Genomic DNA, 24,180 nt, shown 5'->3' on the forward strand with positions numbered 1-24,180 from the left:
AAGCGGAATTCTTCATCGAATTGCGCTTACTTTTGTTATGTTTTACGTTATTAATAAAAACTTTTAAAAAGAAATAAATGGCAATTTTAGCATTTCAAAGACCGGATAAAGTTATCATGCAAAAATCAACGGATTTTGATGGTACTTTCGAATTTCGTCCATTAGAGCCAGGTTTTGGTGTAACTATTGGTAATGCTTTGCGCCGTATTTTATTGTCCTCCTTAGAAGGATATGCAATTACGTCGGTAAGGTTTTCAGGCGTTTCCCACGAATTCTCTACGATAAAAGGTGTTGTTGAAGATGTTACCGAGATCATTTTGAATTTGAAACAAGTGCGTTTCAAAAAAACAGGTGAGCAAGGTGATAGCGAGAAGATTTTTGTAGTGATCAATGGTCAGGAACAATTTAAAGCCGGTGACATTACTAAGTTTTCCAATAACTTTACAGTTCTAAATCCTGAGTTGGTCATCTGCAACATGGATACTGCGGTAACTATCGAGGTAGAGCTGTCCGTATCAAAAGGACGTGGTTATGTAAATGCTGAAGAAAATAAAGTTACTGATGGTCCTGTAGGTTTGATCGCCGTAGATTCAATCTATACGCCTATTAAGAATGTAAAATATACTATAGAAAACTATCGTGTAGAACAGAAGACTGACTACGAGAAATTGTTGTTAGACATCTCTACTGATGGTTCTATTCATCCGGAAGAAGCTTTGAAAGAGGCTGCGAAAATTTTGATTCAACACTTCATGTTGTTTTCTGACGAGAACATGTTGTTGGAATCTCAAACGAAAGAAGAGACGAAAGTAGTAGACGAGGAAATCTTACATATGCGTAAGATCTTGAAAACTGAGTTAGTTGACCTTGATCTTTCTGTTCGTGCATTGAACTGCTTGAAAGCTGCTGATATCCGTACGTTAGCCGAATTGGTAACATACGATGTGGCTGATATGTTGAAGTTCCGTAACTTCGGTAAAAAATCATTGAGCGAGATCCAAGAATTGGTGAAATCAAAAGGTTTGTCATTCGGAATGAATTTGTCTAAGTACAAACTTGACGAAGAATAATAAGTAATTTATAAATAAAGCGACCTGTTGCGTAATTCCCTAGAGAAGTAAAAATTCAAAATTAAAAATTCAAAAGACTGTAGCGGTTTTTTACTTTTTACTTTCTTCAGACGGTACGCACAAAACAAATTAAAACATGAGACACGGAAAAAAAGTAAACCACTTAGGCCGCACTGACAGTCACCGTAAGGCGATGTTAGCTAATATGGCGACTTCATTGATCAAACACAAACGTATTACAACAACGTTAGCTAAGGCAAAAGCGTTACGTACTTACGTTGAGCCATTGATCACCAAATCAAAAAATGACACGACGCATTCACGCCGTACCGTATTTGCTTACTTGAAAGATAAAGAAGCGGTAACAATCTTGTTCCGCGAAATTTCAGAGAAAGTAGCTACACGTCCAGGCGGATACACACGTATCATCAAAATGGAGAATCGTTTAGGGGATAATGCAGAGATGGCTTTCGTGGAATTAGTTGATTACAACGAAGTTTACGGACAAACCGCGAAGACCGAGAAAAAAGCTACACGTCGTCGTGGATCTGCTAAAAAGAAAGCTACCGAAACGCCTGAAGCAGCAGCTCCTGCTGAAGAAGTAGTGGAAGATGTAAAAGCTGAAGAAGTTGCTCCAGCGGAAGAAGCTCCAGCAACGGAAGAGAAGAAAGAAGACTAATTTTTAAAAAAGATCTTTTTCAACTATAACTAATCCCCAACCGTACAGTTGGGGATTTTTTTGTGCCTAGCGTCTGGATTTTGTTGCTTTTTATTGGCTTATTCCCCGACGTCTTACTTATATTTGTCTACAGGACTTTTAACTCCTTTCATATCTTATCATACATGGACTTATTTAACGTTTATCCTATTAATCCCATTAATATTGTGCGCGCCAAAGGCTCCACAATATGGGATGCTGATGGTAATGAATACCTTGATCTATACGGTGGGCATGCCGTAATATCGATCGGCCATACGCATCCGCGCTATGTCGAAGCGTTGACCGCGCAATTAAGCAAAATTGGTTTTTATTCAAATTCGATTGAAATACCAATTCAAAAGCAGTTGGCTCGACGATTGGGGGAGGTATCCGGTAAGGTCGATTATACATTGTTTCTGTGCAATTCAGGTGCAGAAGCGAATGAGAATGCATTGAAGCTTGCTTCCTTTCATAATGGCAGAAAAAAGGTTATCGCGTTTAGCAAAGCGTTCCACGGTCGCACGTCGTTGGCGGTGGCCGCTACGGACAACCCGTCTATTGTTGCTCCTGTCAATGAGACCGATAATATAGTGTTTCTTCCTTTCAATGATGAGGAAGCATTGCGTAATACTTTCGCAACGATAGGTGATGAAATTTCATCGGTTATCATAGAAGGGATACAAGGAGTGGGGGGTATACGTGAGGCCTCCGTTGATTTTTTAGCATTGATCCGCCAGTTGTGCGATCAGTACAATAGTGTTTTTATAGCAGATTCCGTGCAATGCGGTTACGGCCGTACAGGCGATTTCTTTTCGCATGATTATGCCGGCGCTCAAGCGGATATTTATACGATGGCCAAGGGCATGGGAAATGGATTTCCGATCGGAGGCATTGCGATTGCACCGCAGTTTAAAGCCTCCTTTGGTTTATTGGGTACCACGTTTGGTGGCAACCACTTGGCATGCGCTGCCGCAGTTGCCGTATTGGATGTTATCGACGAAGAGGGCCTACTGCAGAACGCCCGCGTCGTCGGCGATTATTTGATCCACGAGTTGAATAAATTTGATAAGGTAAAAGAGGTGCGTGGAAGGGGGTTGATGATTGGCATCGATCTGCCTGAAGAGCTCGCCCAGGTCAAGAAGGATCTTTTGATAAAAAACAGGATTTTTACTGGCGAGGCCAAGCCAAATGTGATCCGAATTCTTCCTGCCCTAAATATCACCAAAGAAATCGCGGATCGATTTTTAACCGCTTTCGATGAACGGTTGAAGTCGTGCTAAATCGCGCGTGTAGCGTATTGAACGAAGGCTGGCTATACTTTAGCATAAAGACATAAGAAACTGATAATATAGAATAATGAATCATAGATAGTCAGTAGCACGTTTTTTAACTTTCTACTTTCTATTTTTTACTTTATTAAAGATGCAGAAATTTTTCTCGGTAGCAGATGTAGATGATCTCGCCCAAGTGGTCGATGATGCACTAGCTTTGAAAAAGAGTCCCTATGATTCAAAAGATTTAGGGAAAAATAGGACGTTAGGTTTGGTCTTTTTAAACCCAAGTTTGCGTACACGGATGAGTACGCAAAAGGCCGCGATGAATTTGGGCATGAACGTCATGGTCATGAACATGGACAAGGACGGTTGGGCTTTGGAAACTCAGGATGGTGTCGTTATGGACGGTACCACGGTAGAGCACATCCGTGAGGCGGCAGCCGTTATGGGTGAATATTGCGATATCTTGGGACTTCGGTCTTTTCCGAGCTTGAAAGATAAGGAAGCGGATTATACCGAAGATCTATTCAACAAGTTTGTGAAATTTTGTGCTGTGCCTGTCATTTCTTTAGAAAGCGCAACCCGACACCCGCTGCAAAGTTTGACCGACTTGATTACCATAACCGAACACAAACAGGTAAAGAAGCCCAAAGTTGTTTTAGCGTGGGCACCACATGTAAAAGCTCTTCCGCAGGCTGTTCCCAACTCCTTTTCCGAATGGATGTGCAAAGCACAGGAGCAGGGGCTTGTTGATTTCACGATAGCTCATCCTATGGGCTATGAGCTTAGCGAAGAGTTTACCAAGGGGGCAAACATTTCTGACAATTTGGAAGAAAGTCTTCAAGGTGCGGATTTTGTGTATGTTAAAAATTGGTCATCCTTTGCTGAGTATGGCGAAGTATATCCTGTTGCGCAGAACTGGATGATGGATAATGAAAAACTAAAATTGACCAACGATGCGAAGGTGATGCATTGCCTACCTGTAAGGCGCGATCTGGAACTCTCGTCTGAGATACTGGATGGGCCAAACTCCTTGGTTATAAAAGAAGCGAGCAACAGGGTTTGGGCAGCGCAGGTGGTTTTGAAACGTATGTTGGAAAAATTAAACTAGATAAAAAAGATAGGCTAATCGATGGGAAGTGTGTTGAATGTGATAAAAATAGGAGGCAATGTAATTGATGATGAGAGTCAATTGGAGAGCTTTTTAGAGAAATTTGCCGCGTTGCAGGGTAAAAAAATCTTGGTCCATGGCGGAGGAAAGGTGGCTACGCGTACGGCCGCTGGCCTTGGAATTGAGGCAAAAATGATCGATGGCAGGCGGGTTACCGATGCAGCCATGCTGGATGTTGTAACGATGGTGTATGCCGGACTCACCAATAAAAAGATTGTCTCGTTGTTGCAAAAATTTGATTGCGATGCGTTGGGATTGAGTGGTGCAGATGGCAATGCGATCAAAGCGGTGAAACGACCAGTAAGGGAAGTGGATTACGGCTATGTAGGCGATATCTTGGTGGATAGTGTCAATACCCTGAGCATTAAAAAGTTTTTGGAAGCAGGATTCACGCCGGTGTTCTCCGCTATTACACACAATGGGCTAGGACAATTGCTGAATACGAATGCAGACACCATAGCCTCTGCTTTGGCCGTCTCCCTTTCAAAAATATACGATACCCGTCTTATTTATTGTTTCGAAAAAGATGGGGTGCTGCGTGATGTTAACAACGAGCGATCAGTCATCAAATCCATTACCCCGGACGAATTTGAAACCCTAAAAAGCGCTGGCGTTATCTATGAGGGTATGATTCCTAAGTTAGACAATGCATTTCATGCTATTGGCAAAGGTGTTAAAAATGTATATATTGGTAACGCTTTAAACCTCCATTTATACCAGCAAGGAGAGTTTGGTACCTGTATGTTAGCAAAGTAAGATCATGAGCAAAATAACGATAATCGGTAGCGGAAACATCGGTTTTTCCTTGGCCAAGGGTTTGGTTAAATCAGCGCAGTATGCGCCAGCCGACATTACCTTGACGAGGCGGAGCGTAGCCGCGTTAAAGGAAGAAGCAAGTTTAGGATTTAATACAAGTGATCAGAATGCTGTCGCTGTAGCGTCTGCCGATATCGTGGTACTTGCCATTCTGCCCCAGCAATTAAAAAAGGTGATGGAAGAGATCAAGACCGCTGTTCACGCTGGACAAATCGTAGTCTCCGTGGTATCGGGCGTCAGTTGTGCTGATGTCAAAGCCGTTTTGGGCGAAGACATTCCTGTAGTACGGGCGATGCCTAATACGGCTATAGCCATCGGCCAGTCGATGACCTGTATCGCAACGGATAGCGCAACGGAAGAACAAGTTGCTCGCGTAGAAGCTTTGTTCGAATCCGTAGGGTCGGTTGTGGTTATTCAAGAGGATCTTATGACCTCCGCAACCGCGTTATGTGCTTGCGGTATAGCCTTCTTTTTAAGAGCTATTCGGGCAGCATCACAAGGCGGCGTTGAGATCGGATTTCATGCCCATGATGCCCTGAAGATGGCTGTGCAAACAGCGAAAGGTGCCGCCGACTTGTTGTTGCAAACGCAAAATCATCCAGAGGGAGAAATCGATAAGGTGACGTCGCCCAAGGGATGTACCATTGCGGGCCTGAATGAAATGGAACATAACGGGTTTAGTTCGGCTTTTATTAAAGGGATCAAACTTTCTGCAAAGAAAGCAGGAGGACTTTACAATGAATAAATCTATAAACGCGTTGGTTGAGGAAAGTAAGGCTCTTTTAAAAGGCCTTATCGCATTGCCCTCCTACAGTCGAGAAGAGCATGACACAGCAAATTTGTTGTGTCATTTTTTTGATAGCCACGCTGTTGTTTACGAACGAATAGAAAACAACGTCTGGGCGTACAATTCTTTTTTTGATCCCGATAAGCCTACTATACTCCTCAATTCCCATCATGATACGGTAAAGCCCAACCCGGGTTATACTCGAGATCCATTTTTGGCAAGCGAAGAGGATGGAAAAATATATGGGCTGGGCAGTAATGATGCGGGCGGATGTTTGGTATCGCTAATTGCTGCTTTCTTATTCTATTACGATCGTACGGATCTGCGTTACAACCTTTGTGTATTGGCATCGGGTGAAGAGGAAGTTTCCGGGCGAAACGGAGTTGAAGAAGCATTAAAACATGTTCATCCCATCGCTTTCGCAATTGTTGGCGAGCCCACCTTACTGGATCTGGCGATAGCCGAGAAGGGACTCATGGTATTAGACTGTGAAGCGGAAGGTGTGGCCGGTCATGCGGCGCGAGAGGAAGGAGAAAATGCGATCTACAAAGCGTTAGATGCCATCAACTGGTTCAAGTCCTATCAATTTCCGAAAACATCCGAATATCTGGGGCCGGTAAAGATGTCGGTGACGATGATTAGCGCAGGTTCGCAGCATAATGTGGTGCCCGCATCCTGCAAATTTGTGGTTGACGTGCGAACGACAGACGCTTATAATAATGAGCAAGTCCTAGAGACGATACGTCAAAGCGTTCAAGTAAAGGTTGAGCCTCGTTCTACACGGCTTAATCCATCAACGATAGCACTTGATCATCCTATTGTACAATCGGGAATACTGCTCGGTGCAAAAACTTACGGAAGTCCAACGATGAGCGATCAAGCACTGATACCGGTGCCATCATTAAAGGTAGGGCCGGGAGATTCCGCCCGATCACACGCGGCAGATGAATATATTTATGCCCGAGAAATAGAGGAAGGTGTTGCTTTTTACATTCGTATGTTGGAAAATGTGCTCTAACGGTCGGAAAATTGAACCGAGAGCTCAGCGTCGGTTTAAGTACCACTATGAAATATAAAACGAAGCAATCCAATATTCGTAAGATTCAGATTGCTTCGTTATACCCCAATCCCTTGGCGTATCGAGGGCTTTATCGATACGTTTTAGACATTTTTAATGTTTTTTAAAGCGTAATTTGTCTTTTTATGCTCTCTTCCAGAGAAATAATAGTCTCTGTGCGTTGAATCCCGGTCAATGCTTGAATATCTTCATTCAAAACTTTGCGTAAATGTGCTGTGTCCCGACAAACGATCTTGGCAAACATACTGTATTGCCCCGTGCAGTAGTGTAGCTCAACTACCTCGTTGATGGTTTGTAGTTGTTTAACAGCATCTGAATACTGAGAACCTTTTTCCAGATAGATTCCTAAGAAGGCTGTGATGTCGAATCCGACCTTTTGGGGATTAATAATAAGTTCGGATCCTTTGATTATGCCTAGTTCTTCCATCTTTTTCATGCGAACATGTATGGTTCCTCCGGAAACTATTAGTTTTTTTGCGATTTCTGTGTACGGAATTGACGCGTTTTCCATTAAAATAGACAAAATCTGAATGTCTAAATTGTCTAAATCGTAATTTGAATACTTTTTATCCATAAAAATGGTTGTTTGTTTAAAAATATCTGACTCTTTTTTGTAAAATAACTAAAAATCAAATAAAATTTGCAGAAAAATGTAATGTATTTTATATTTGTATTAACAAAACAAGGAAATAACACAAGTTTTGTTAACATTAGCATGTTACTTCCCTCAAAATAACATAGGTTTATAATTGGTTAGCGTAGAAGCTCCTCGCCCGGGGAGCTTCTTCCTTTTATGATATGCCCAATTAAGAACCTGTTTTCCTTACAAATTTTATTTTTTTTGTAAAAATAGCAAGTATATTTCTAATTCTATTTTATTTTTTGGTAAATACCGGTCATCCTATTGAAAATGTTTCATTTATCGCTGTAACGATGTTGCCCGTTTGAAGGTATCTTATTGCCGTTTAGCAGAAGGTGTCATATTGCTAACAATAGCCATGGCAAAACGCTCGATAACGCTCTTGATTTATTACCTTTACCCTAAACGGATAATTTATGGAAATCGATGATGTCAAAATCTCACGCAAAAAGCCGATGTATCCTGTTGGGGCGGGCCTCTTGAAGTATTTGCGGATGTACCAGCGGGATGCTAAACTGCCTGTTGCTTACAAAGATTTGTTGAATTTTACGGAAACGGTTCCCGTGATGGATAAAAATGGCCAGGATACTTTTTGGGAAACCCCACTTTATCCGCCTTATCTGCAAGATCAACTTTACGAAGGTCTGAAAGTGGTCTATGCTATCTTAAAAGCCTCCGGAAATACGCGTATTGTCGAACATAAAATTATCGATCGTATAGAATACTGCGCATTCGGTAACACCAGGCCATTTCGTGTGCGGATTATTAATAGGTTAAACGATGTATACGATTACTTTTACATCAAGCAGGCAGACGCATCACGCATTTATGGTTTGGAGTTGGAGGAAATTTTGTCCCCCAACCAAGTGAATTACTTAGTGGACCGGGACACGTTGGTTGAGGAGCACATCGTAGGCATTCCGGGCGACGTGTTTACGAAAGGAAACATCTTTAATCCCGATTACAACCAAACCCGTATCGCCAAAGAGTTTGTTAAATTTAATGAACGCTGTATTATTTCGCTGCTTGGCGATATGCGAGCCTATAATTTTGTCATGCAGATCACACCAGATTTTGACGATTTCCAATTTCGTATCCGTGCGATTGATTTTGATCAGCAGTTTTACGAAGGCAACCCCAGAGTGTATATGCCCCAGTATTTTAAAGAGAATCTACCGTATGTTAGATTAGCCATGGAGCATCTCAATGAAAAAACGGTTTTGCAATATCAGCAGGAAGAGCGTTCTTCCATCGTACACCGGGTACGTAGCGAACGCCATCGCATCAAAGACCTTAGGGATGCATCTAAGCAACAACAGTTGTCAACGGATGAGAATATTGCGCTTTTACGGGAAGGCTATGCCTCGTTCTATGCCAATGAAGCATATTACAAGTGTCGGAGCATGACCGATATCGTAGAACTGAATGTGAAGAATGTGATCAGACAGGTGAAACTTTAGCGAACTCGCTTTTCATTATCTTTGACGAAGGCCTCCCAACCGGTGTAACTTTTGCTTCCGCTACTTAGGTTTTGCTGGAAGGCATGGCAAACAGCGACAGCTAAACCATCTGTTGCATCCAAAAACTGCGGTGTCTCATCAAATTTAAGTATCGTCTTCAGCATCGCTGCTACTTGCTCTTTGCTGGCATTTCCACTTCCAGTAACCGCTTGTTTTATTTTTCGAGGAGAATATTCAAATATCGGAATATCGAAGTTTAATGCTGCAGCCATGGCTACGCCCTGCGCTCGCCCGAGTTTCAGCATCACTTGAACATTTTTTCCATAAAACGGTGCTTCGAGAGCCACGCAATCGGGTTTGTATTCTTCGACCAATGCAGATGTCTTTTTGAAAATGCGCTGTAGTTTGAGTCCGTGGTCATCGAGGTGCCCCATCTTTACAACACCCAAAGAGATAAGCTCCACCTTCTGCCCAACTTGTTTTATAATTCCATAACCAAGCACAACGGTCCCGGGGTCAATACCTAATATAATCCGTTCTTTAGCCTTTTCTCTCTGCATACCGCAATATTACAATTAATAGCGGATATTTAGGCTTTCTTGCCCGTAATATGACGTATTGTGGCCGTGGTGCCTATTTGTCATAATGGCCATTGTTAAGTTAAGATGTCGTTAAAAATTAGTAACATTGTGCTTTTATTTTGAGTACTTGACAAAACAGCGGAAGAAATACCTGAATCTTTTCATTAAACTCCTCATTGTAGGACTTGCCTGTTGGTTTATCGTTACGAAAGTTTCGAATCAAAAAAACCTTGTTGAGTTTCAGCTACTCTTAGCGAGCACGCCTGCTTGGACCGTGCGCTTGACCTTGGGGGTGGTCGTCGTGATGATGCTTATTAATTGGGCAATTGAAGTCGTCAAATGGAAATTCTTAAGTCGAAAGATCGAGTATATCAGCTGGTGGACAGCCATTAGGTCTGTTTTTTGCGGGCTAACATGGGCCATTTTTACACCGAATAGGATCGGAGAGTATGGCGGACGTGTGCTGCTTTTGAAACCGGCGAATAGAGCCACCGGTGCGGTAGCAATGGGGGTGGGCTTGTTCGCGCAATTGGTATTGACAAGCTTTTTTGGCGCTTTAAGTATCGCTTGGTTTGTTTCTACTTATCTTCCCACACCAACAGCAGTGAAATTTGGTATTTGGCTAATTGGCATAATTTACGCCGGTACCTTTCTGGTATTGTATTTCAATGTGCACTGGATTGATGGAATCGTAGGGAGGTTTAAGTTTCTAAAAAAAATAAAGCCCTTTTTTTCCATTCTGGAAGATTTCAGTGGCCGCGAGCTCTGGCATGTTCTTTTGCTTTCTTTGGCTCGGTTTTTCATCTTTACCTCGCAGTACATTGTTTTGATGCTGGTTTTTTTACCCGGCATGCCTCTCGCAGCGATGGTATTTATGATTTTTATCCTGTTTTTTATTCAGTCTGCCGTGCCTTCCCTTGATATCTTTGATTTCAGTGTGCGAAGTTTTGTGGCAAGTAACCTCTATAGCTATATCACTACCCAAGAGATTGCCGTCATGGCCATCGTGTCTTGCATATGGTTTGTAAATTTGATCTTACCGGCAATTGTCGGCTCAGTCTTCGTGTTCAATGTTAATTATGTCAATAGCAACAAGTCTTGATATCTTTCTAATCGTAACCACCATCATATATACATTGCTCGTTTTGTATATGCGAAGAGGTTGGTCACGTAATGCTTCGCTGTCTCCGGAACAAGCGCCCGTTAGGATTGCTTCAAAAGTTTCTGTGTTGATTGCTGCCAGAAACGAAGAGGCAAATATCGCGCGTACCCTCGATTGCATAATGGGGCAAGATTTCCTGCAAGAGAAGTTCGAAGTTATAGTTGTTGATGATCATTCTACAGATAGTACGGCGTCCATTGTGGCATCGTATGCGGATCGCGGCGTAAAACTTATCCAACTGAACGAGGGCGATAAATTAAACTCCTATAAAAAACTGGCGATCAGTAGAGCGATCGCTGAAGCCACCGGTGATATTATTGTAACGACGGATGCAGATTGCCGTATGGGCAAAAATTGGTTATCCACCGTTATCGGTTATTTCGAAAACAAAAATGCCATGATGTTGTCATCTCCGGTTGTGTACTCGGAGGAGAAAAGCTATTTCGAACGGCTGCAAACCTTGGAGTTCCTATACCTGATCGGCTTGGGTGCTGCCGGTATCGGTAATAGACATCCTACTACATGCAACGGCGCAAATCTAGCCTATCGGCGGGATGCGTTTTATGCCATGGGGGGCTTTACAGGTATCGATAATGTGGCATCTGGTGATGATGAGTTGTTGCTGCATAAGGTGGCTGAGCAGCATGCCGATCGTGTTTGGTTTTGCAAGTCGCCGTTGGCCATCGTGTATACGGATGCTAAGCCTAATCTGGCATCTTTTATTAGCCAACGCCGGCGCTGGGCGTCTAAGAGCACAAAGTACAAAGACAAGCGTGTTGTGGCATTAGGTGTGGCGATTTGGCTCTTCAACCTGGCCCTGTTGGCCGGGGCCATACACTTCTTGGTGGATTTGCCCCATGTGCATACGTTGTTTATAGGCGCCATTGCGCTAAAGTTGTTGGCGGAACTCGTTTTCATAGCGCCTCTATGCCGTTTTGCGAAGCGCAATAGCTTATTATGGAATTTGCCTTTGTTATCTTTTATCCACGCGGTGTACTTGGTTTATATCGGCGTAGCTGGTAATATCGGGAAATATCAGTGGAAAGGTAGAAAGGTAAATTAATTACCCTTCAACTTCCTTGCGTAAAATATCTTCTGCTTTTTTTACCACTTCTTCAGCCGTTAGACCTGTTATATCGATAGGATCTAATACCTCCCAACGCATGTGCGTAAATGGTCGCAAAGGGAACATGCCATAGGCGACCATGCGGTAGGAACCTTTAATGGCGATGGGCACAACTAATGCCTCGGGTACCTTTTTCAATAAGGTCGCTATACCGCCGATAGAAAACGATTTCATCTTTCCGGTGCGCGTGCGCGTACCTTCCGGAAAAATAAAGGCAGACCAATTCTTATTCTTCATATTCTCCGCGAGTTTCAGAATTTCTGATATGGACTGTTTCGGATCTTTTCTATCAATGTTCGCTGCGCCACCGTGTATAAGGTTGAACGAGATGCTTGGAATGCCTGCCTGAGCCAGCTCTATCTTTGAGATAAATTTCCCGTGAAATCTTCGAAGAAAGTAGATCATTGGCGGAATATCATAGGTACTCTGATGGTTAGCGATAAATATGATCGGTTTTCCGAGTGGGATGTTTTTGTTGTCAATAAACCGCGTCGGGTTAAAAAGTGTATAGTTGCACGCGACGAGAAGGCCATTTAGCATATCTACACTTCGCTTATGAGCCGCATATCCGCCTAACTTAAGGCACAACCATTGGATAGGATGGAACAGCAGCAAGGCCAGTGAAAAACTGAGGTAGAAGACGGGGGTAAGAACAAAGCCAATTACTTTTCTCATGTCAAAAATTTTGCAAATATACTATTATTCGAACGAATGTATAAAATGGTCGGTTGCGTTTTGCCCATTATTCAAAGTTTGGTCGACAATTTGCTACTATGGCGATAGATGGTCTTGAGCTTTGGATGGGAGATTAGCACAGGAGATGTGCACGATCGCTAAACACCAATACGGAAGAAAATATCCGGGCGTAGGGAATTCGTGGACGATAAGCAGCACATTCCAATGGCCTTTAAAAAACACATGACTTGCAGATGAAATATACTATACTATTCGTTGTATTGCTTTTAAGTTCTTGTATGGGCTTCGGTCAGAAAATGGAGGGCAGTTGGAAAGGTGCAGTTGCTATCCAGGGTACGGATCTGCCCATCATATTTCACCTTACTGCGGGCAAGGATGGAAAATGGACCGGTGATATGGTCAGTCCGGCACAGTCGGCAACGCGCGTGCCGTTTAGTAAAGTTGATGTCGTTGGAGATTCTATCCAAGTAGCGGTTCAGAAAATCGGCCTTACCTTTAATGGAAAGTTGGTTCACGGAAAGCTGCAGGGCGTTTTCGAACAAAGGCAGTTTAAAGCACCGTTGGTTCTGCAGCCTTTTAAGGAACAAGTGAAGAAAAGGCCCCAGGAGCCCATTCCTCCGTATAGTTATGATACCTTGGATGTGACCTTCGCGAATGCGTTTGACGCGGTTAACTTGTCGGGGACCTTATCTTATCCGAGAGGCGCCGGCAAACATCCTGCTGTTATTCTAGTTACCGGCAGCGGCCCTCAAGATCGGGATGAAACGATTGAAGGGCATAAGCCATTTAAGGTGATTGCAGACTATTTAACGAAGCGCGGTGTCGTGGTATTACGCTATGATGAGCGTGGGGTTGGCAAGTCAGGCGGCAATTATACGACGAGCACCATAGGCGATTTTAGTAAAGATGCCATAGCTGCGCTGGAATTTCTTAGCAAACAAAAGCAGGTAGACACAAAGCGCATCGGCATAATCGGGCACAGCGAGGGCGGGCTCATTGCGCAACTTATCGCCGGACAACGATCGGCCAAGGTCAATTTCGTAGCCTTACTTGCTGCACCAACCATAGCCATAGATTCCCTCATGCTGTTACAAGCTTACGAAATAGGGAAGGTGCAAGGATTGTCTGAGGGAGAACTGAGGCGGGCTAAAGAAATAAATCGACGTAATTTTGCGATAGTTAAAAGCCCCGCTAAGGAGCAGCAAGCTTATCAGCAAATCTTAAAAAATATGTCTCCCGTATTTCCTAACCCGAGTCAGCAACAGGAGAATGAGCTGAAGATGTTATTGCTCCCTTCTTACCGCTATTTCATGCGCATAGAACCTGTGCCCTTCATCAAAAAGATAGCCGTTCCCGTGTTTGCGGTATTTGGAACAAAAGATCTTCAAGTGCCTTTTGCCCCCAATTTAGAAAGCCTGTCTGACAACCTTCCGAAAAGGGAAGGCCACTTTTTGAAAGCGTATGAGGGGCTCAATCACCTTTTTCAGCATACCAAAACAGGGGCGCCCTCGGAATATGGCAATTTGGAAGAAACATTCAGCGATACCGTTCTCCGGGATTTAGCAGCGTGGATTGCAGACCGATAAGCCTATTGTCTGCGCTACTTTCGTGGACTTAAGGAGTTGTATTAGCCACCGGTAATACTTTACCGTTATAATATTTGTGTCCGTTTTCCGCAAATTCAGCCACGTATCGTCCCATCTCGAAGGCCAGCGTACCGGCTTCTACACCCGGAAATGCAGCTTCAAACATCTCGGTTTGTGCAGATCCTAAGGCCAGGCAATTCACTTTTATCCCCTGCGGCTTAAGCTCTTCGGCTAGACATTCCGTCAATACTGCAAGTGCTCCTTTACTAGCGGAGTATGCGGATAAGCCAGGAAACTTCGATGAACCCTGGAAACCACCCATACTCCCGATGTTGACGATATGCCCACCACTTTTCATTAACGGTGCCACATGTTTTATCATATTGACAGTGCCCAACAAGTTGGTCTGTAAAACTTGTCCAAACTCTTCCAAACTTGTTTCTAAAAATGGTTTATTTAGCAACACGCCCGCATTATTGATTAAGATGTCTACGGAATCAAATTTTGAGCTGATGTACGGGACTAACGATCCTACGTAATCATCATACACAATATCAAATTTTGCAGGATACAATTTTCCGCCATCCGGATTGAGGGAGGATGCTATTTCATGCAGTTTACGTAATTTATCTGCTGATCGGGCAAGGGCAATAACATGGTTGTCTTTATTTGCGGTTAAGTCTAATACCGCTTCAAAGCCGATGCCGCTGCTTGCTCCTGTGATAATAATATTCGCCATAGTGGTTATTCCTCTTTGTTTAATTCCTGTTCAATTTCATCCGCTGATGGCAGTTTCTCCGCCCCTAAACGTTTTGGTCGCACAATATAATAAATTCCTGATGAGGCCACCAATAGCGAAATCACATAGAATGTGAGGCTAATGAGCACAGCGAGATGCTCATTCAGCTGGAAATATTCAGCACCGAAAGTCATCAAAGACTCGCGAAGCCCTACCCCGCCAAGAATAGATGGTACGATGGCTACTAACGATGACAACAGGAAGATCAATAAATAGGGGGAGAATTTACCGTCGAAATTCAGTGCATATAAAATGGATATGGCACAAAGCGTTTGTAGACCTTGCACCGCAAGAGCCTTCGCATGGGTGATGATAAATTGCTGGAAAAAGGGTCTAAAAAATAAGTGTAAGAAATATAAATACGTTGCGGTACCTATAACCAATATGCAGATAGTGACCGTATTGGGGATAGCTAGCCGGGGCATAAACATGACCAAGCATCCCGTTATTATCGTTAAGGCCCATAAGCCGCTCAACCGATCAAAGAAGACAGCACTCAAGATCTTTCGGCCTTTCACGTCGTAATTCTTTTTCAGAAAGTAGATTTTGTACCCGTCGCCGCCGATGCCCCCAGGGAGGAAGAAATTATAGAGCAAGCCAAGTTGGTATAGCCGGAAATTGTAACGCTCGCTTAGGTTTAGACCAATAACCCTTAAAAAACTGTTCAACCGGGATGAGGCAATAATTTGCGAGCAAACATAACATACTAAAGCCAGTAGCAGATATGCAAGGTTGCAATCTTCCAGCGCGCTTCCAAGATCTTTAAAGGAGATCTTTTGTGATACCCAGAACAGTGCGCCCAAGGTGATAACAACCTTCAGCATGTTTTTTACTATTGACCAAGATTTTTTTTTGCCCATAATTCGCCGTTTCTCTTATTTAATAGCCTGTGAATAATAAAATATGGTTTTTATTGAAACATAGCCAGTACCCGGGTGTAAAATAGAATGAGATATAAACATACAAAAACACCTGAGAGCGTGAGTAACCAGTTGTATTCCAATTTTGTATACTTGTTGCGTAACACCATGATGAGGATAGCAATAAAAGATAGAATCAATAAAACGGGCGCAGCAATAGACCAAGGGTTGGGAAAGGATATTTGTGATGCCATAGCATCCGGTCTTGTGAAATACAAAATGATTGGCAGAGCGATAAGGATAACCGTGATCCGCAAAATGGCCTTGGCGACAATTTTGCTTATGGTATGATTTTTGGATGATGTCATCGACGCAATTTTTTATATTTGCGAATATAGTCAAAAATAAAAAACTAAATTTTACATTATGCGAAAACATATCCTATCTGTATTGGCCACGTTAGCGATTGTATTGGTTTTGGGCTCTTGTGGAGCGCAACGGAAATCTACTTCTACCAGCGCTGGGGCATCAACCGCTGCCGGTGCAAGTGGTCCATCTGCCGGACAATGGCGGAGCGGTTTGAAAGGGAAGTGGGTTTTAAATTCAGTGGATAGAGAAGATATTCCGGCTGCATATACCATCAAGAATATTTTTGATGAAGCTCCAGTTGACTGCTTTATCGGTAGTGTTTGGAATTTGCCAGGCGGAAACTACCGCGGTACAATAACGTTCAATGCGGCCGGCACATTGTGTGCTGATGGCGCTGTGCGTACGATTGTTTGGTCGGTATTTGATGGCAAGAACAATGCGGAGTATCCTCAGTTTCAGTTTAAGAAGATCTATTCCGGAGAGAAAGCATCTAATGTTACCTCGGGCTATCGGTTAAACCTTTCGTATTCCGACGGTCAATCCCTTGTTATGCGTATGCCAATCCCTTTAGATAATGGCACCGGATTTCTTGTCCTCAACTTTAGTAGAATACAAGACTAAGTTTTAAAGTAGCCACGGCAACCCGCCGTGGCTTTCTTATTTCCCCTTTGTGAACGACACCTATTAGGGAAACACGTAAATATTTATATTTTTGCGTATTGTTTTGGAGAATATGAATGCAATTACACCCAAAGTGGCGTTTGTTACCGGCATCACCGGTCAAGACGGCGCGTACCTTGCTGAGTTCCTTTTAAAGAAAGGCTACATTGTGCATGGCCTGAAGCGGCGGTCCTCTTCCTTTAATACCGATAGAATCGACCACCTTTACCAAGATCCGCATACGAGTCAGCGGAATTTTATTCTGCATTATGGAGATCTGACCGACTCAACCAATCTCATTCGCATTATTCAAGAAGTTCAACCAGACGAAATTTACAATCTGGCGGCGCAGTCTCATGTAAAGGTAAGTTTTGATACACCAGAATATACCGCGAATGCAGATGGGATAGGCACGCTGCGTATTCTTGACGCAGTAAGGCTGTTGGGTTTGACACAGAAAACAAAAGTATATCAGGCATCTACGTCAGAATTATATGGGCTAGTACAGGCGGTTCCACAAAGTGAAACTACGCCATTTTACCCAAGAAGTCCTTACGCCGTGGCCAAAATGTATGGATATTGGATTACCGTAAACTACCGCGAGGCATATCAAATGTTTGCGTGCAACGGTATTCTTTTTAATCACGAAAGTCCAGTACGTGGCGAAACGTTTGTGACTCGAAAAATTACCCGTGCTGTTGCTAAGATCGCGTTGGGATTGCAGGACCGACTTTTCTTGGGTAATTTGTCCGCTCAAAGAGATTGGGGCCATGCAAAAGATTATGTAGAAGCGATGTGGTTAATTTTGCAACAACCCAAGCCGGAGGATTACGTCATTGCTACGGGCGTTACAACCACCGTCAGAGACTTTGTCAGAATGGCTTTTGCCGAACTCGGAATAGAGGTTGAGTTTAGCGGTAAAGATGCTGCTGAGCGGGGTGTTATCATTGACCGCGATGAAGAGATTTTGAATCGACTTGGAATCCCTGTCGAGCATATAAAAATAGGACAAACCGTCGTTAAGGTTGATCCACAATATTTCCGACCAACCGAAGTCGATTTGTTGATCGGAGATCCGAGTAAAGCTAAGAGTAAACTAGGTTGGGAACCGAAATATACCTTGCCTATGCTCGTCAACGATATGATCACTAATGATCTGCACCTTATGCGTAAAGAAGAATATTTACGGAAAGGTGGTTTTAAAAGTTTAAATTACTTTGAGTAACATGTTGGTGTCCTAAAGGCGAATTGGAATAATTTTTGTGTATTCCACCCCATTAGGCATAGCAATGCTACTTTGCCCCCATATAGGTCTGAATAATAATGCAAAAGCAAGAGGATATTGAGAAGGTAGAAACGTATAGCTCCGATAAGACAAATCTAGAACAAATACCAAAAAGAAATAATTCCAAGATCTATTTCTTTTTGATTGCGATATCGGCGTTATTGGCAACGAATATCTATTTCTATGTAAAGTTTAAATCATCCGGCGAGAAGCTGTATACGATGGCTATCCAGAAGCAAGATCTTCAGATAGAGATAGATCGTATTGAAGCCGAGTTGGATAATTTGGTGACCTTAAAAGGCCAAGAAACGTTGGATGAATCGTTGGAAGCTTCCGAAGACCGAGCCCGCCAGGCAATCAGCGGCCTTCGGCAAAAGCTGGAGGAGCAAACAATAACGGAAGAAGATATTTCGCTAGCCAAGCAAGAGGTTTTACGGTTGAAGGGCAATGTGTCTGATCTACGGATCAGTCTAAACGAGCTGAAAGTAAAAAATGAATTGTTGCAGCGTGAGAACGAAGATCTTAATGTCAAAATCTCCTCGAGTGATAAAAAGCTCCATGCTATTTCCAAAGAAAATGTCCAGCTAAAAGATAAGATTACTATTGCTGCCGGTTTGAAAGTGTCGAACATTCACGTTAATGGTGTTTCTATTTCTAAAAGAGGCGCAGTAGAAATTGAGAGCAAGGCGCGTCGAGTCGACCAATTGCAGGTTTTGTTCGCGCTAGCCGATAATTCGCTGGCCAAGGGCGGAAATAAGGAAGTTTTTGTGCGAGTGGTTGACCCCTCGGGAAATCTCTTTGGCGATGCCAATAATCTATTCTATGTACATGGAGAAAAGCTACAGTACACGTTCAAGGAAACCATAAACTTTACGAATAACGGCGAAGAATACCAGTTCCTTTGGCCGTTGGATAAATTTAAAAAAGGCGCTTATACGGTGCTGCTGTATCATGATAACGCCATTATGGGGCGCGCTGGGGTTGTATTGAAATAGTCACGTTTTTCCTTAATCGTATACCCACTACACCGCGTAAACCAACAAGCCCTAGCCAAACCTTACCACGGTGGTCTCCATAGCGATCGCCCTTTTCTAACTCAAAAAAATCTTCTAAACGTGTACACTGTCTCAGTATAACGCTGTAAACATTCGTAAAACAACGGTGTTGCATGCTTCGACGGGGATTAACGATTGTGCTGCGATGTTATTAGCTATAGGCATAGATCATGCCGCGCTACGCAACGTGCTTACAGGGTATTGAATGGAAATTCCGGTATTTTCCCCTCTGTGCAGCTGTAGCATGCTTTAGCTACGATAAGATGGCTGGAAACGAAGGAAAATACACGCAACCCGTCTGTTAACAAAGAGACGAGTTGCGGGTATGGAAGTCTTATGTAAAGGGTAACGATTACCCTCTAAAAATAGGTAAGGTGATGATAAATGTCGTGCCGCTGTTGGTTTTCGTTACAAACTCTATTTTGCCGCCAATACCTGTCACAGTTTGTTTTACGAAGGCAAGCCCCAAACCTGTTCCCGAACTTTTGGTGGTAAAATTTGGTTTGAAGATATTAGGAATGATTTCATCCGATATACCGTATCCGTTATCCTGAATAAGGATCCTAACGTTGTCGCGGTCTGGATAGCTCACATCGACATTAATCCTCGTTTTTTTCCTGCCTACGCTTGCTTCGATCGCATTTTTAAATAAGTTATTGAATGATCGCAGCATCTGATCCCGATCTCCCAATATGTAAATCGCGCGATCCGTCGTTTCGTTGTTCAGTACAATAAGGGTATTGGACGAACTGTTGAACAGATTCATGACCTTCAGTATTTTCTCAATGAGGTTGATTTTTACCAAATTGGTTTCCGGAAGTTTAGCGAATGCCGAGAACTCCGTCGCGATTTTCGAAAGGCTATCTATTTGCTCGATGACGGAGTTTGAGATACGCAGGAAACGTTCTGCAAACTTCTGATCATTCTCATTGTAGGATCGCATGAGCTGCTGTATGCCAAGTTTCATTGGTGTTAATGGATTTTTAATCTCGTGTGCCACCTGCTTGGCCATTTCGCGCCAAGCTTTCTCTCGTTCAGCATCCCGCAGCTGCTTCGCACTTTCCTCAAGCTTGATCAACATATAATTGTACTCTTTAATGAGCATTCCAATTTCATCATTACGCTCCCAATAGAGCGGTTCATTTATTTTATTCGACAGTTGGGTTTCCGCGAGCTTTTGGCGAACAATATCGAGAGGCTTCGTGATTTTGCTCGATACGGCAACAGCAATAAAACCAAATAGAATAATGATAAAGGTGTAAATATTGAGAATGGTGTTCAGGAGTAAATTTCTATTAGAAATAGCGTCCTTTTCTGTGGTGTAATAAGGGATGTTTAGGTATGCCACGGTTTTATAGTCCTCGCTTTTTATTGCAGCATAGGCGGCCGCAAACTTAAAGATCGAGATCTGCTCTTGCTCATACGCTTCAGATTTGCGCAAGACGGCAAGTCTATTCAAGGCCGCGGGGTTGATATATTCTGAAATCAACTTTAAATCGAATATTCGTGGCTGTGAGGTGTACAATAGTTTTCCGCTCTTATCATATAGATTGAAGTTCGTCATGCTGGAGGGAGCCATGTCTTTCAATATCTGCACAATGCCTTGTTCGGCGTCTTCCCTCGAGCCGGAAATGCTATTCTCAATCTTTTTGGTGACTTCAGCAATCTCTTTTAGTCTGTTGGCGGAGGTCGTTTGTTCCAACTGCCGATTGATACTGATGAATGCGATTGCTCCTGAAATAAGAATACCGAGCAGCACCGACATAATGACCAACGTCTGTATGCGGGTACTGTATTGTATATTGTTAAATAGTAGGCGAAAATGATAGCGGATTCTATTCCAGTGAAAGGATTTGTCGCTGACGGTTTTAACGATGTAATTGATCGCATTAAACAGGACGAAGAATAGCAGCAAAACAATAAAAATAATAGATGCATGTGCCAGATATTGCCAAGCTGTCGTGTTTTGCTTACTCAGTACAATAGTTGTGTATTGGTCTGGTTTGTAAGCTAAATGGAGGAAATGATCATTTTTTTCGATTTCCAAATACTCACGTAGTTTATTTGGTACATAGAAATCATTTTCAGCATAATTATACGTTCCGTACTGTGTGACCAAATTGTGGTCTTTGTACAGCGCATAAGAATTGTTCTCGAACGCATCAAACTGCCACGCAGAGGATTTACTATCCGATAAAATTTCTGGATAGGGCAGTAGCGTGCTGTAAGAAAGGTTTTTGAGATTTACATAGATATGATAAGACTTCTCCGGATCGTTTTCATAAGGTATGGTGAGGTGTGTAAAATACTCATGCGTTCCCAGTTCGCTTTTTAGCCTATAGAAATTGGTGGTAAATGGAATTTTAACTGCGCTTTTTATCACCTTCTCCCGGTATTCGGCAGCGATATCTGCCTGATATTTTTCTAACGGTATACCCTCATTATTGTAATAAAACGCCTGAAACTCAAATTTAGAAAGGTAGCCACTAAGGTACCTGGTTTTGATATACTCTGTGATATAGCGAATGTCGGCTGCAGAAGTATGCAGACTCAGCAACTTTTCCAGTTTATAGTCGTTGTTGATATGCTTTTCTATATCCACAAACAGCGATACCGCATTCACGTCATCTTCGGCTAGAAGATGGGCGATGGACTGTTTCATCATCTCTTGTTTTGTGATGCGGTTGTAGTGATTGTACGATAAGATAGAGACCCCGGACAATAACAATATTGTAGAAATAAAAATAGAAAGATGGTAGGGTGCGGAAAAGCTGTACGTCCGGTAGGTACGCAAAAAGACGAGGGTTCCAATCAGCACGCAAGAAAACAAGTTGAAATCGATGACCGCCGTAGCGATAAGCGATACCACCAAACAGATGAGTTCGATGTTTAGCATAAGCGTGATGTTTTTTAGAAAAAAACGGATCATCTGCAAAATGCCATCGGTGTATAATGTGAATGATGTAAGGTTAAGGCAAAACAGAAGTAGACATATCCAGCCGTAAAGGCCTAAGTTCAGGATCTTCGTAAAATCATTTTCATATAAGGGCGAATGGGTGAGTAACGTCCCTAGAAAGTAGAACATGAGCTGCGCCAGCAGATAGATGGAAAAAATACCAATAAGAGAGAACACGATAGCGATATTTCGCTTTTGGAGTTTTTTGGGGACGGGTAAATACCGTTGTATATACTTAACAAAGCAGATAAACCAAAAAATGCTTACTGTAATCATTAAGTAAGACCATACATTCGGTAGAAATTCATTGTATGCATAATACTTCGGATCAAACAGCTCCAGGCTGGAATGCACGGATAACCAATTGGAGTGAAGATCTATATACCGAACAGCAACAAGGATGGAGAAAAACAAGACCAGGGCTAGCCAAGCCCGTCCATTTTTAGCAAGTTGCAGGCAGATACTATTTGTTAGGACGATAAAGCAAATTATCGCAGCTACCCAACAGATAAATTGCAAATCCAAGTAAATATTATCCTTCTTTCCTTCGATGAGCTTGACAGAAAATAGGTAGTTGTTATCCTTGCTATATATATTCCGTATATTCTTATTATCGTTGTATTGCGCTATTTCAATGTTTTTTACGCCAATGGTGTTTAGAAAGTTGTTGCTGAGGAAATTGTTCGGATTTTCAAAGTTTCGCTTTATTGGCACCAGTGCCAATACAGAAATACCATGGTTTAAATCTTTTTTCTTCACTAAAAAAGACCGATTTTCAGATTGTAAATACGAGGTTTTAGGACGAATGCCAACATCTGTTACCGGCACATAAATATTGGTAGACCAATGTACAATCTGGTTATCTCGATAGATATAAAAGAAGATTAATTCCTTACTGATTTCGTTGGTAATTTGTTCCAGCTGCACAGGGTATTTATCAACGTTTTGGAACGTTTTGATAATTAGGCTGTCTGAGAAAAAATAATCAATTCTATCTTCAAACTCATGGATACGTGTAGTCAGCTTACCTTCATCCAATTTGAGCATTTCTTCATCGGTAATGGTAAAATGGATGGTGATTGCAGTACCTAGTAAAGATAATGTTAAAATTAAGAGAAGGAATCGAATCTTTGTCAACATTTATGTCGCTTTACATAAAATGTAAATATAAAAAAAGTCCTCGTTATTATATCTAACGAGGACTTTTTATGCAGGTATACCCAAAATTAGTTGTGGGTATGGACGTCTTCTTCGCGGAAAAATTTAGCGGTGAAGTATTCTCTGTTCATACGCGCGATGTTAGAAAGCTTAATGCCTTTCGGACATTCCGCTTCGCAGGCGCCGGTGTTGGTACAGTTACCGAAACCTTCGGCATCCATTTGGTCTACCATAGCCTGTGCCCGCTCATAACGCTCCGTTTGCCCCTGTGGAAGCAAAGCAAATTGCGAGATCTTTGCTGATACAAATAACATGGCCGACGCATTTTTACAGGCTGCTACACAAGCCCCGCAACCAATACATGTTGCCGCTTCGAAAGCCTCATCTGCAATCCGCTTAGGGATGGGAATTGTATTGGCATCCGGTACGCCACCTGTATTGATATTGACATATCCACCAGCTTGTTGTATACGGTCAAAAGACGTACGATCTACAGCAAGATCTTTCAAAACAGGGAATGCAGCTGCTCGCCAAGGCTCAATCACGATGGTTTGCCCGTCGTGGAATGAACGCATATGCAATTGACATGTTGTGATGCCGTATTTTGGGCCATGTGGTCGGCCATTGATCACCAATGAACACATACCACAAATACCTTCGCGGCAGTCATGATCGAAATAAATTGGGTCTTCACCCAAGCGAGTAAGGTCTTCATTGACAACGTCAAGCATTTCGAGGAAAGACATATCATCAGCAATGTCTTTCGCTTGAATGGTGACGAATTGACCTTTGGTTTTATCATTTTTTTGACGCCAAACTTTTAGCGTTAAATTCATATGTTGTGCCATGATAATATTGTTGAGTACGATTGCTAGTCGAGCTGCCTCGACT

At 42.6% G+C, this 24,180-nt stretch carries 22 protein-coding genes; 14 read left to right on the plus strand and 8 right to left on the minus strand.

The features are described 5' to 3' along the window. Positions 1–77 precede the first annotated feature (77 nt). The 7 genes from B0I21_RS09995 (at position 78) to B0I21_RS10025 (ending at position 6,836) form a co-directional block, all read left to right on the plus strand. Complete coding sequence (locus B0I21_RS09995) at positions 78–1,070, plus strand: DNA-directed RNA polymerase subunit alpha (RefSeq protein ID WP_133640311.1); 993 nt, start codon at positions 78–80, stop codon at positions 1,068–1,070. A 136-nt stretch (positions 1,071–1,206) separates the two neighbouring features. Beyond that, positions 1,207–1,749 carry a 50S ribosomal protein L17 gene (gene rplQ / locus B0I21_RS10000; protein ID WP_133640312.1) on the plus strand — a complete coding sequence of 181 codons (543 nt, stop codon included), beginning with the start codon at positions 1,207–1,209 and terminating at the stop codon, positions 1,747–1,749. 164 nt (positions 1,750–1,913) lie between these two features. Continuing rightward, positions 1,914–3,050, plus strand: coding sequence for an aspartate aminotransferase family protein (locus B0I21_RS10005; RefSeq protein ID WP_133640313.1), 1,137 nt, complete (start codon positions 1,914–1,916; stop codon positions 3,048–3,050). 142 nt (positions 3,051–3,192) lie between these two features. Further along, a complete protein-coding gene (locus tag B0I21_RS10010; protein WP_133640314.1) occupies positions 3,193–4,155 on the plus strand; it encodes a Rossmann-fold NAD(P)-binding domain-containing protein in 963 nt (320 codons plus the stop codon). 21 nt (positions 4,156–4,176) lie between these two features. Then, positions 4,177–4,971, plus strand: coding sequence for an acetylglutamate kinase (argB, locus tag B0I21_RS10015; protein ID WP_133640315.1), 795 nt, complete (start codon positions 4,177–4,179; stop codon positions 4,969–4,971). A 4-nt stretch (positions 4,972–4,975) separates the two neighbouring features. Further along, positions 4,976–5,776 carry a pyrroline-5-carboxylate reductase gene (gene proC / locus B0I21_RS10020; RefSeq protein WP_133640316.1) on the plus strand — a complete coding sequence of 267 codons (801 nt, stop codon included), beginning with the start codon at positions 4,976–4,978 and terminating at the stop codon, positions 5,774–5,776. Next, positions 5,769–6,836 (plus strand): M20 family metallo-hydrolase, encoded by a 1,068-nt coding sequence (locus tag B0I21_RS10025; RefSeq protein ID WP_133640317.1) that lies wholly within the window; start codon positions 5,769–5,771, stop codon positions 6,834–6,836. Before proC ends, B0I21_RS10025 begins: the two co-directional genes overlap by 8 nt. A gap of 163 nt (positions 6,837–6,999) precedes the next feature. Here B0I21_RS10025 and B0I21_RS10030 read toward each other — a convergent pair whose 3' ends face one another. Continuing rightward, positions 7,000–7,470, minus strand: a complete 471-nt coding sequence (locus B0I21_RS10030) for an Lrp/AsnC ligand binding domain-containing protein (RefSeq protein ID WP_133640318.1) — start codon at positions 7,468–7,470, stop codon at positions 7,000–7,002. A 482-nt stretch (positions 7,471–7,952) separates the two neighbouring features. On the opposite strand from B0I21_RS10030, the gene B0I21_RS10035 reads away from it, so the two are divergent. Then, complete coding sequence (locus tag B0I21_RS10035) at positions 7,953–8,996, plus strand: hypothetical protein (protein ID WP_133640319.1); 1,044 nt, start codon at positions 7,953–7,955, stop codon at positions 8,994–8,996. Here B0I21_RS10035 and ruvC read toward each other — a convergent pair. Next, positions 8,993–9,556: a crossover junction endodeoxyribonuclease RuvC gene (gene ruvC / locus B0I21_RS10040; protein ID WP_133640320.1), complete on the minus strand. Its 564-nt coding sequence runs from the start codon at positions 9,554–9,556 to the stop codon at positions 8,993–8,995. The two genes, B0I21_RS10035 and ruvC, sit on opposite strands and share 4 nt — an antisense overlap. Positions 9,557–9,704: 148 nt before the next feature. Here ruvC and B0I21_RS10045 point away from each other — a divergent pair, with 148 nt between their 5' ends. Together B0I21_RS10045 and B0I21_RS10050 are read left to right on the plus strand one after the other, a co-directional pair. After that, a complete protein-coding gene (locus tag B0I21_RS10045; RefSeq protein WP_133640321.1) occupies positions 9,705–10,679 on the plus strand; it encodes a hypothetical protein in 975 nt (324 codons plus the stop codon). Beyond that, the gene (locus tag B0I21_RS10050; RefSeq protein ID WP_133640322.1) at positions 10,657–11,802 is read left to right on the plus strand and encodes a glycosyltransferase; all 1,146 of its coding nucleotides are present in this window, start codon (positions 10,657–10,659) and stop codon (positions 11,800–11,802) included. The genes B0I21_RS10045 and B0I21_RS10050 overlap by 23 nt, the downstream gene beginning before the upstream one ends. Here B0I21_RS10050 and B0I21_RS10055 read toward each other — a convergent pair whose 3' ends face one another. Further along, positions 11,803–12,540 carry a lysophospholipid acyltransferase family protein gene (locus B0I21_RS10055; RefSeq protein WP_133640323.1) on the minus strand — a complete coding sequence of 246 codons (738 nt, stop codon included), beginning with the start codon at positions 12,538–12,540 and terminating at the stop codon, positions 11,803–11,805. It abuts the gene before it with no gap. 254 nt (positions 12,541–12,794) lie between these two features. Between B0I21_RS10055 and B0I21_RS10060 the strand changes: the two genes are divergently transcribed. After that, positions 12,795–14,147 carry an alpha/beta hydrolase family protein gene (locus B0I21_RS10060; RefSeq protein WP_133640324.1) on the plus strand — a complete coding sequence of 451 codons (1,353 nt, stop codon included), beginning with the start codon at positions 12,795–12,797 and terminating at the stop codon, positions 14,145–14,147. A gap of 28 nt (positions 14,148–14,175) precedes the next feature. Here B0I21_RS10060 and B0I21_RS10065 read toward each other — a convergent pair whose 3' ends face one another. The 3 genes from B0I21_RS10065 to B0I21_RS10075 are packed head-to-tail and all read right to left on the minus strand — an operon-like array spanning position 14,176 to position 16,174. Next, complete coding sequence (locus B0I21_RS10065) at positions 14,176–14,886, minus strand: SDR family NAD(P)-dependent oxidoreductase (protein WP_133640325.1); 711 nt, start codon at positions 14,884–14,886, stop codon at positions 14,176–14,178. Positions 14,887–14,891: 5 nt separating this feature from the next. Beyond that, complete coding sequence (locus B0I21_RS10070) at positions 14,892–15,806, minus strand: lysylphosphatidylglycerol synthase transmembrane domain-containing protein (RefSeq protein ID WP_133640326.1); 915 nt, start codon at positions 15,804–15,806, stop codon at positions 14,892–14,894. Between the two features lie 50 nt (positions 15,807–15,856). Further along, positions 15,857–16,174, minus strand: a complete 318-nt coding sequence (locus B0I21_RS10075; RefSeq protein ID WP_133640327.1) for a hypothetical protein — start codon at positions 16,172–16,174, stop codon at positions 15,857–15,859. 58 nt (positions 16,175–16,232) lie between these two features. On the opposite strand from B0I21_RS10075, the gene B0I21_RS10080 reads away from it, so the two are divergent. The 3 genes from B0I21_RS10080 to B0I21_RS10090 all read left to right on the plus strand — a co-directional run bounded on the left by B0I21_RS10080 (position 16,233) and on the right by B0I21_RS10090 (position 19,115). Then, the gene (locus B0I21_RS10080; protein WP_133640328.1) at positions 16,233–16,796 is read left to right on the plus strand and encodes a hypothetical protein; all 564 of its coding nucleotides are present in this window, start codon (positions 16,233–16,235) and stop codon (positions 16,794–16,796) included. A gap of 112 nt (positions 16,797–16,908) precedes the next feature. Continuing rightward, positions 16,909–18,060 (plus strand): GDP-mannose 4,6-dehydratase, encoded by a 1,152-nt coding sequence (gmd, locus tag B0I21_RS10085; RefSeq protein WP_133640329.1) that lies wholly within the window; start codon positions 16,909–16,911, stop codon positions 18,058–18,060. Positions 18,061–18,158: 98 nt separating this feature from the next. After that, positions 18,159–19,115, plus strand: coding sequence for a hypothetical protein (locus B0I21_RS10090; protein WP_243836016.1), 957 nt, complete (start codon positions 18,159–18,161; stop codon positions 19,113–19,115). Positions 19,116–19,527: 412 nt separating this feature from the next. On the opposite strand, the gene B0I21_RS10095 is transcribed toward B0I21_RS10090, so the two are convergent. After that, positions 19,528–23,271 carry a sensor histidine kinase gene (locus tag B0I21_RS10095; protein ID WP_133640330.1) on the minus strand — a complete coding sequence of 1,248 codons (3,744 nt, stop codon included), beginning with the start codon at positions 23,269–23,271 and terminating at the stop codon, positions 19,528–19,530. A gap of 86 nt (positions 23,272–23,357) precedes the next feature. Continuing rightward, positions 23,358–24,137, minus strand: a complete 780-nt coding sequence (locus B0I21_RS10100; RefSeq protein WP_243836018.1) for a succinate dehydrogenase/fumarate reductase iron-sulfur subunit — start codon at positions 24,135–24,137, stop codon at positions 23,358–23,360. Positions 24,138–24,180 lie beyond the last annotated feature (43 nt).

This window comes from Sphingobacterium paludis, assembly GCF_004364125.1.
In the GTDB taxonomy this organism is placed as follows: Bacteria; Bacteroidota; Bacteroidia; order Sphingobacteriales; family Sphingobacteriaceae; genus Sphingobacterium; species Sphingobacterium paludis.

Coding starts and splice junctions, on each gene's coding strand:
- B0I21_RS09995 (WP_133640311.1), top strand. CDS start 78: ATGGCAATTTTAGCATTTCAAAGACCGGATAAAGTTATCATGCAAAAA.
- rplQ (WP_133640312.1), top strand. CDS start 1,207: ATGAGACACGGAAAAAAAGTAAACCACTTAGGCCGCACTGACAGTCAC.
- B0I21_RS10005 (WP_133640313.1), top strand. CDS start 1,914: ATGGACTTATTTAACGTTTATCCTATTAATCCCATTAATATTGTGCGC.
- B0I21_RS10010 (WP_133640314.1), top strand. CDS start 3,193: ATGCAGAAATTTTTCTCGGTAGCAGATGTAGATGATCTCGCCCAAGTG.
- argB (WP_133640315.1), top strand. CDS start 4,177: ATGGGAAGTGTGTTGAATGTGATAAAAATAGGAGGCAATGTAATTGAT.
- proC (WP_133640316.1), top strand. CDS start 4,976: ATGAGCAAAATAACGATAATCGGTAGCGGAAACATCGGTTTTTCCTTG.
- B0I21_RS10025 (WP_133640317.1), top strand. CDS start 5,769: ATGAATAAATCTATAAACGCGTTGGTTGAGGAAAGTAAGGCTCTTTTA.
- B0I21_RS10030 (WP_133640318.1), bottom strand. CDS start 7,470: ATGGATAAAAAGTATTCAAATTACGATTTAGACAATTTAGACATTCAG.
- B0I21_RS10035 (WP_133640319.1), top strand. CDS start 7,953: ATGGAAATCGATGATGTCAAAATCTCACGCAAAAAGCCGATGTATCCT.
- ruvC (WP_133640320.1), bottom strand. CDS start 9,556: ATGCAGAGAGAAAAGGCTAAAGAACGGATTATATTAGGTATTGACCCC.
- B0I21_RS10050 (WP_133640322.1), top strand. CDS start 10,657: ATGTCAATAGCAACAAGTCTTGATATCTTTCTAATCGTAACCACCATC.
- B0I21_RS10055 (WP_133640323.1), bottom strand. CDS start 12,540: ATGAGAAAAGTAATTGGCTTTGTTCTTACCCCCGTCTTCTACCTCAGT.
- B0I21_RS10060 (WP_133640324.1), top strand. CDS start 12,795: ATGAAATATACTATACTATTCGTTGTATTGCTTTTAAGTTCTTGTATG.
- B0I21_RS10065 (WP_133640325.1), bottom strand. CDS start 14,886: ATGGCGAATATTATTATCACAGGAGCAAGCAGCGGCATCGGCTTTGAA.
- B0I21_RS10070 (WP_133640326.1), bottom strand. CDS start 15,806: ATGGGCAAAAAAAAATCTTGGTCAATAGTAAAAAACATGCTGAAGGTT.
- B0I21_RS10075 (WP_133640327.1), bottom strand. CDS start 16,174: ATGACATCATCCAAAAATCATACCATAAGCAAAATTGTCGCCAAGGCC.
- B0I21_RS10080 (WP_133640328.1), top strand. CDS start 16,233: ATGCGAAAACATATCCTATCTGTATTGGCCACGTTAGCGATTGTATTG.
- gmd (WP_133640329.1), top strand. CDS start 16,909: ATGAATGCAATTACACCCAAAGTGGCGTTTGTTACCGGCATCACCGGT.
- B0I21_RS10090 (WP_243836016.1), top strand. CDS start 18,159: ATGCAAAAGCAAGAGGATATTGAGAAGGTAGAAACGTATAGCTCCGAT.
- B0I21_RS10095 (WP_133640330.1), bottom strand. CDS start 23,271: ATGTTGACAAAGATTCGATTCCTTCTCTTAATTTTAACATTATCTTTA.
- B0I21_RS10100 (WP_243836018.1), bottom strand. CDS start 24,137: ATGGCACAACATATGAATTTAACGCTAAAAGTTTGGCGTCAAAAAAAT.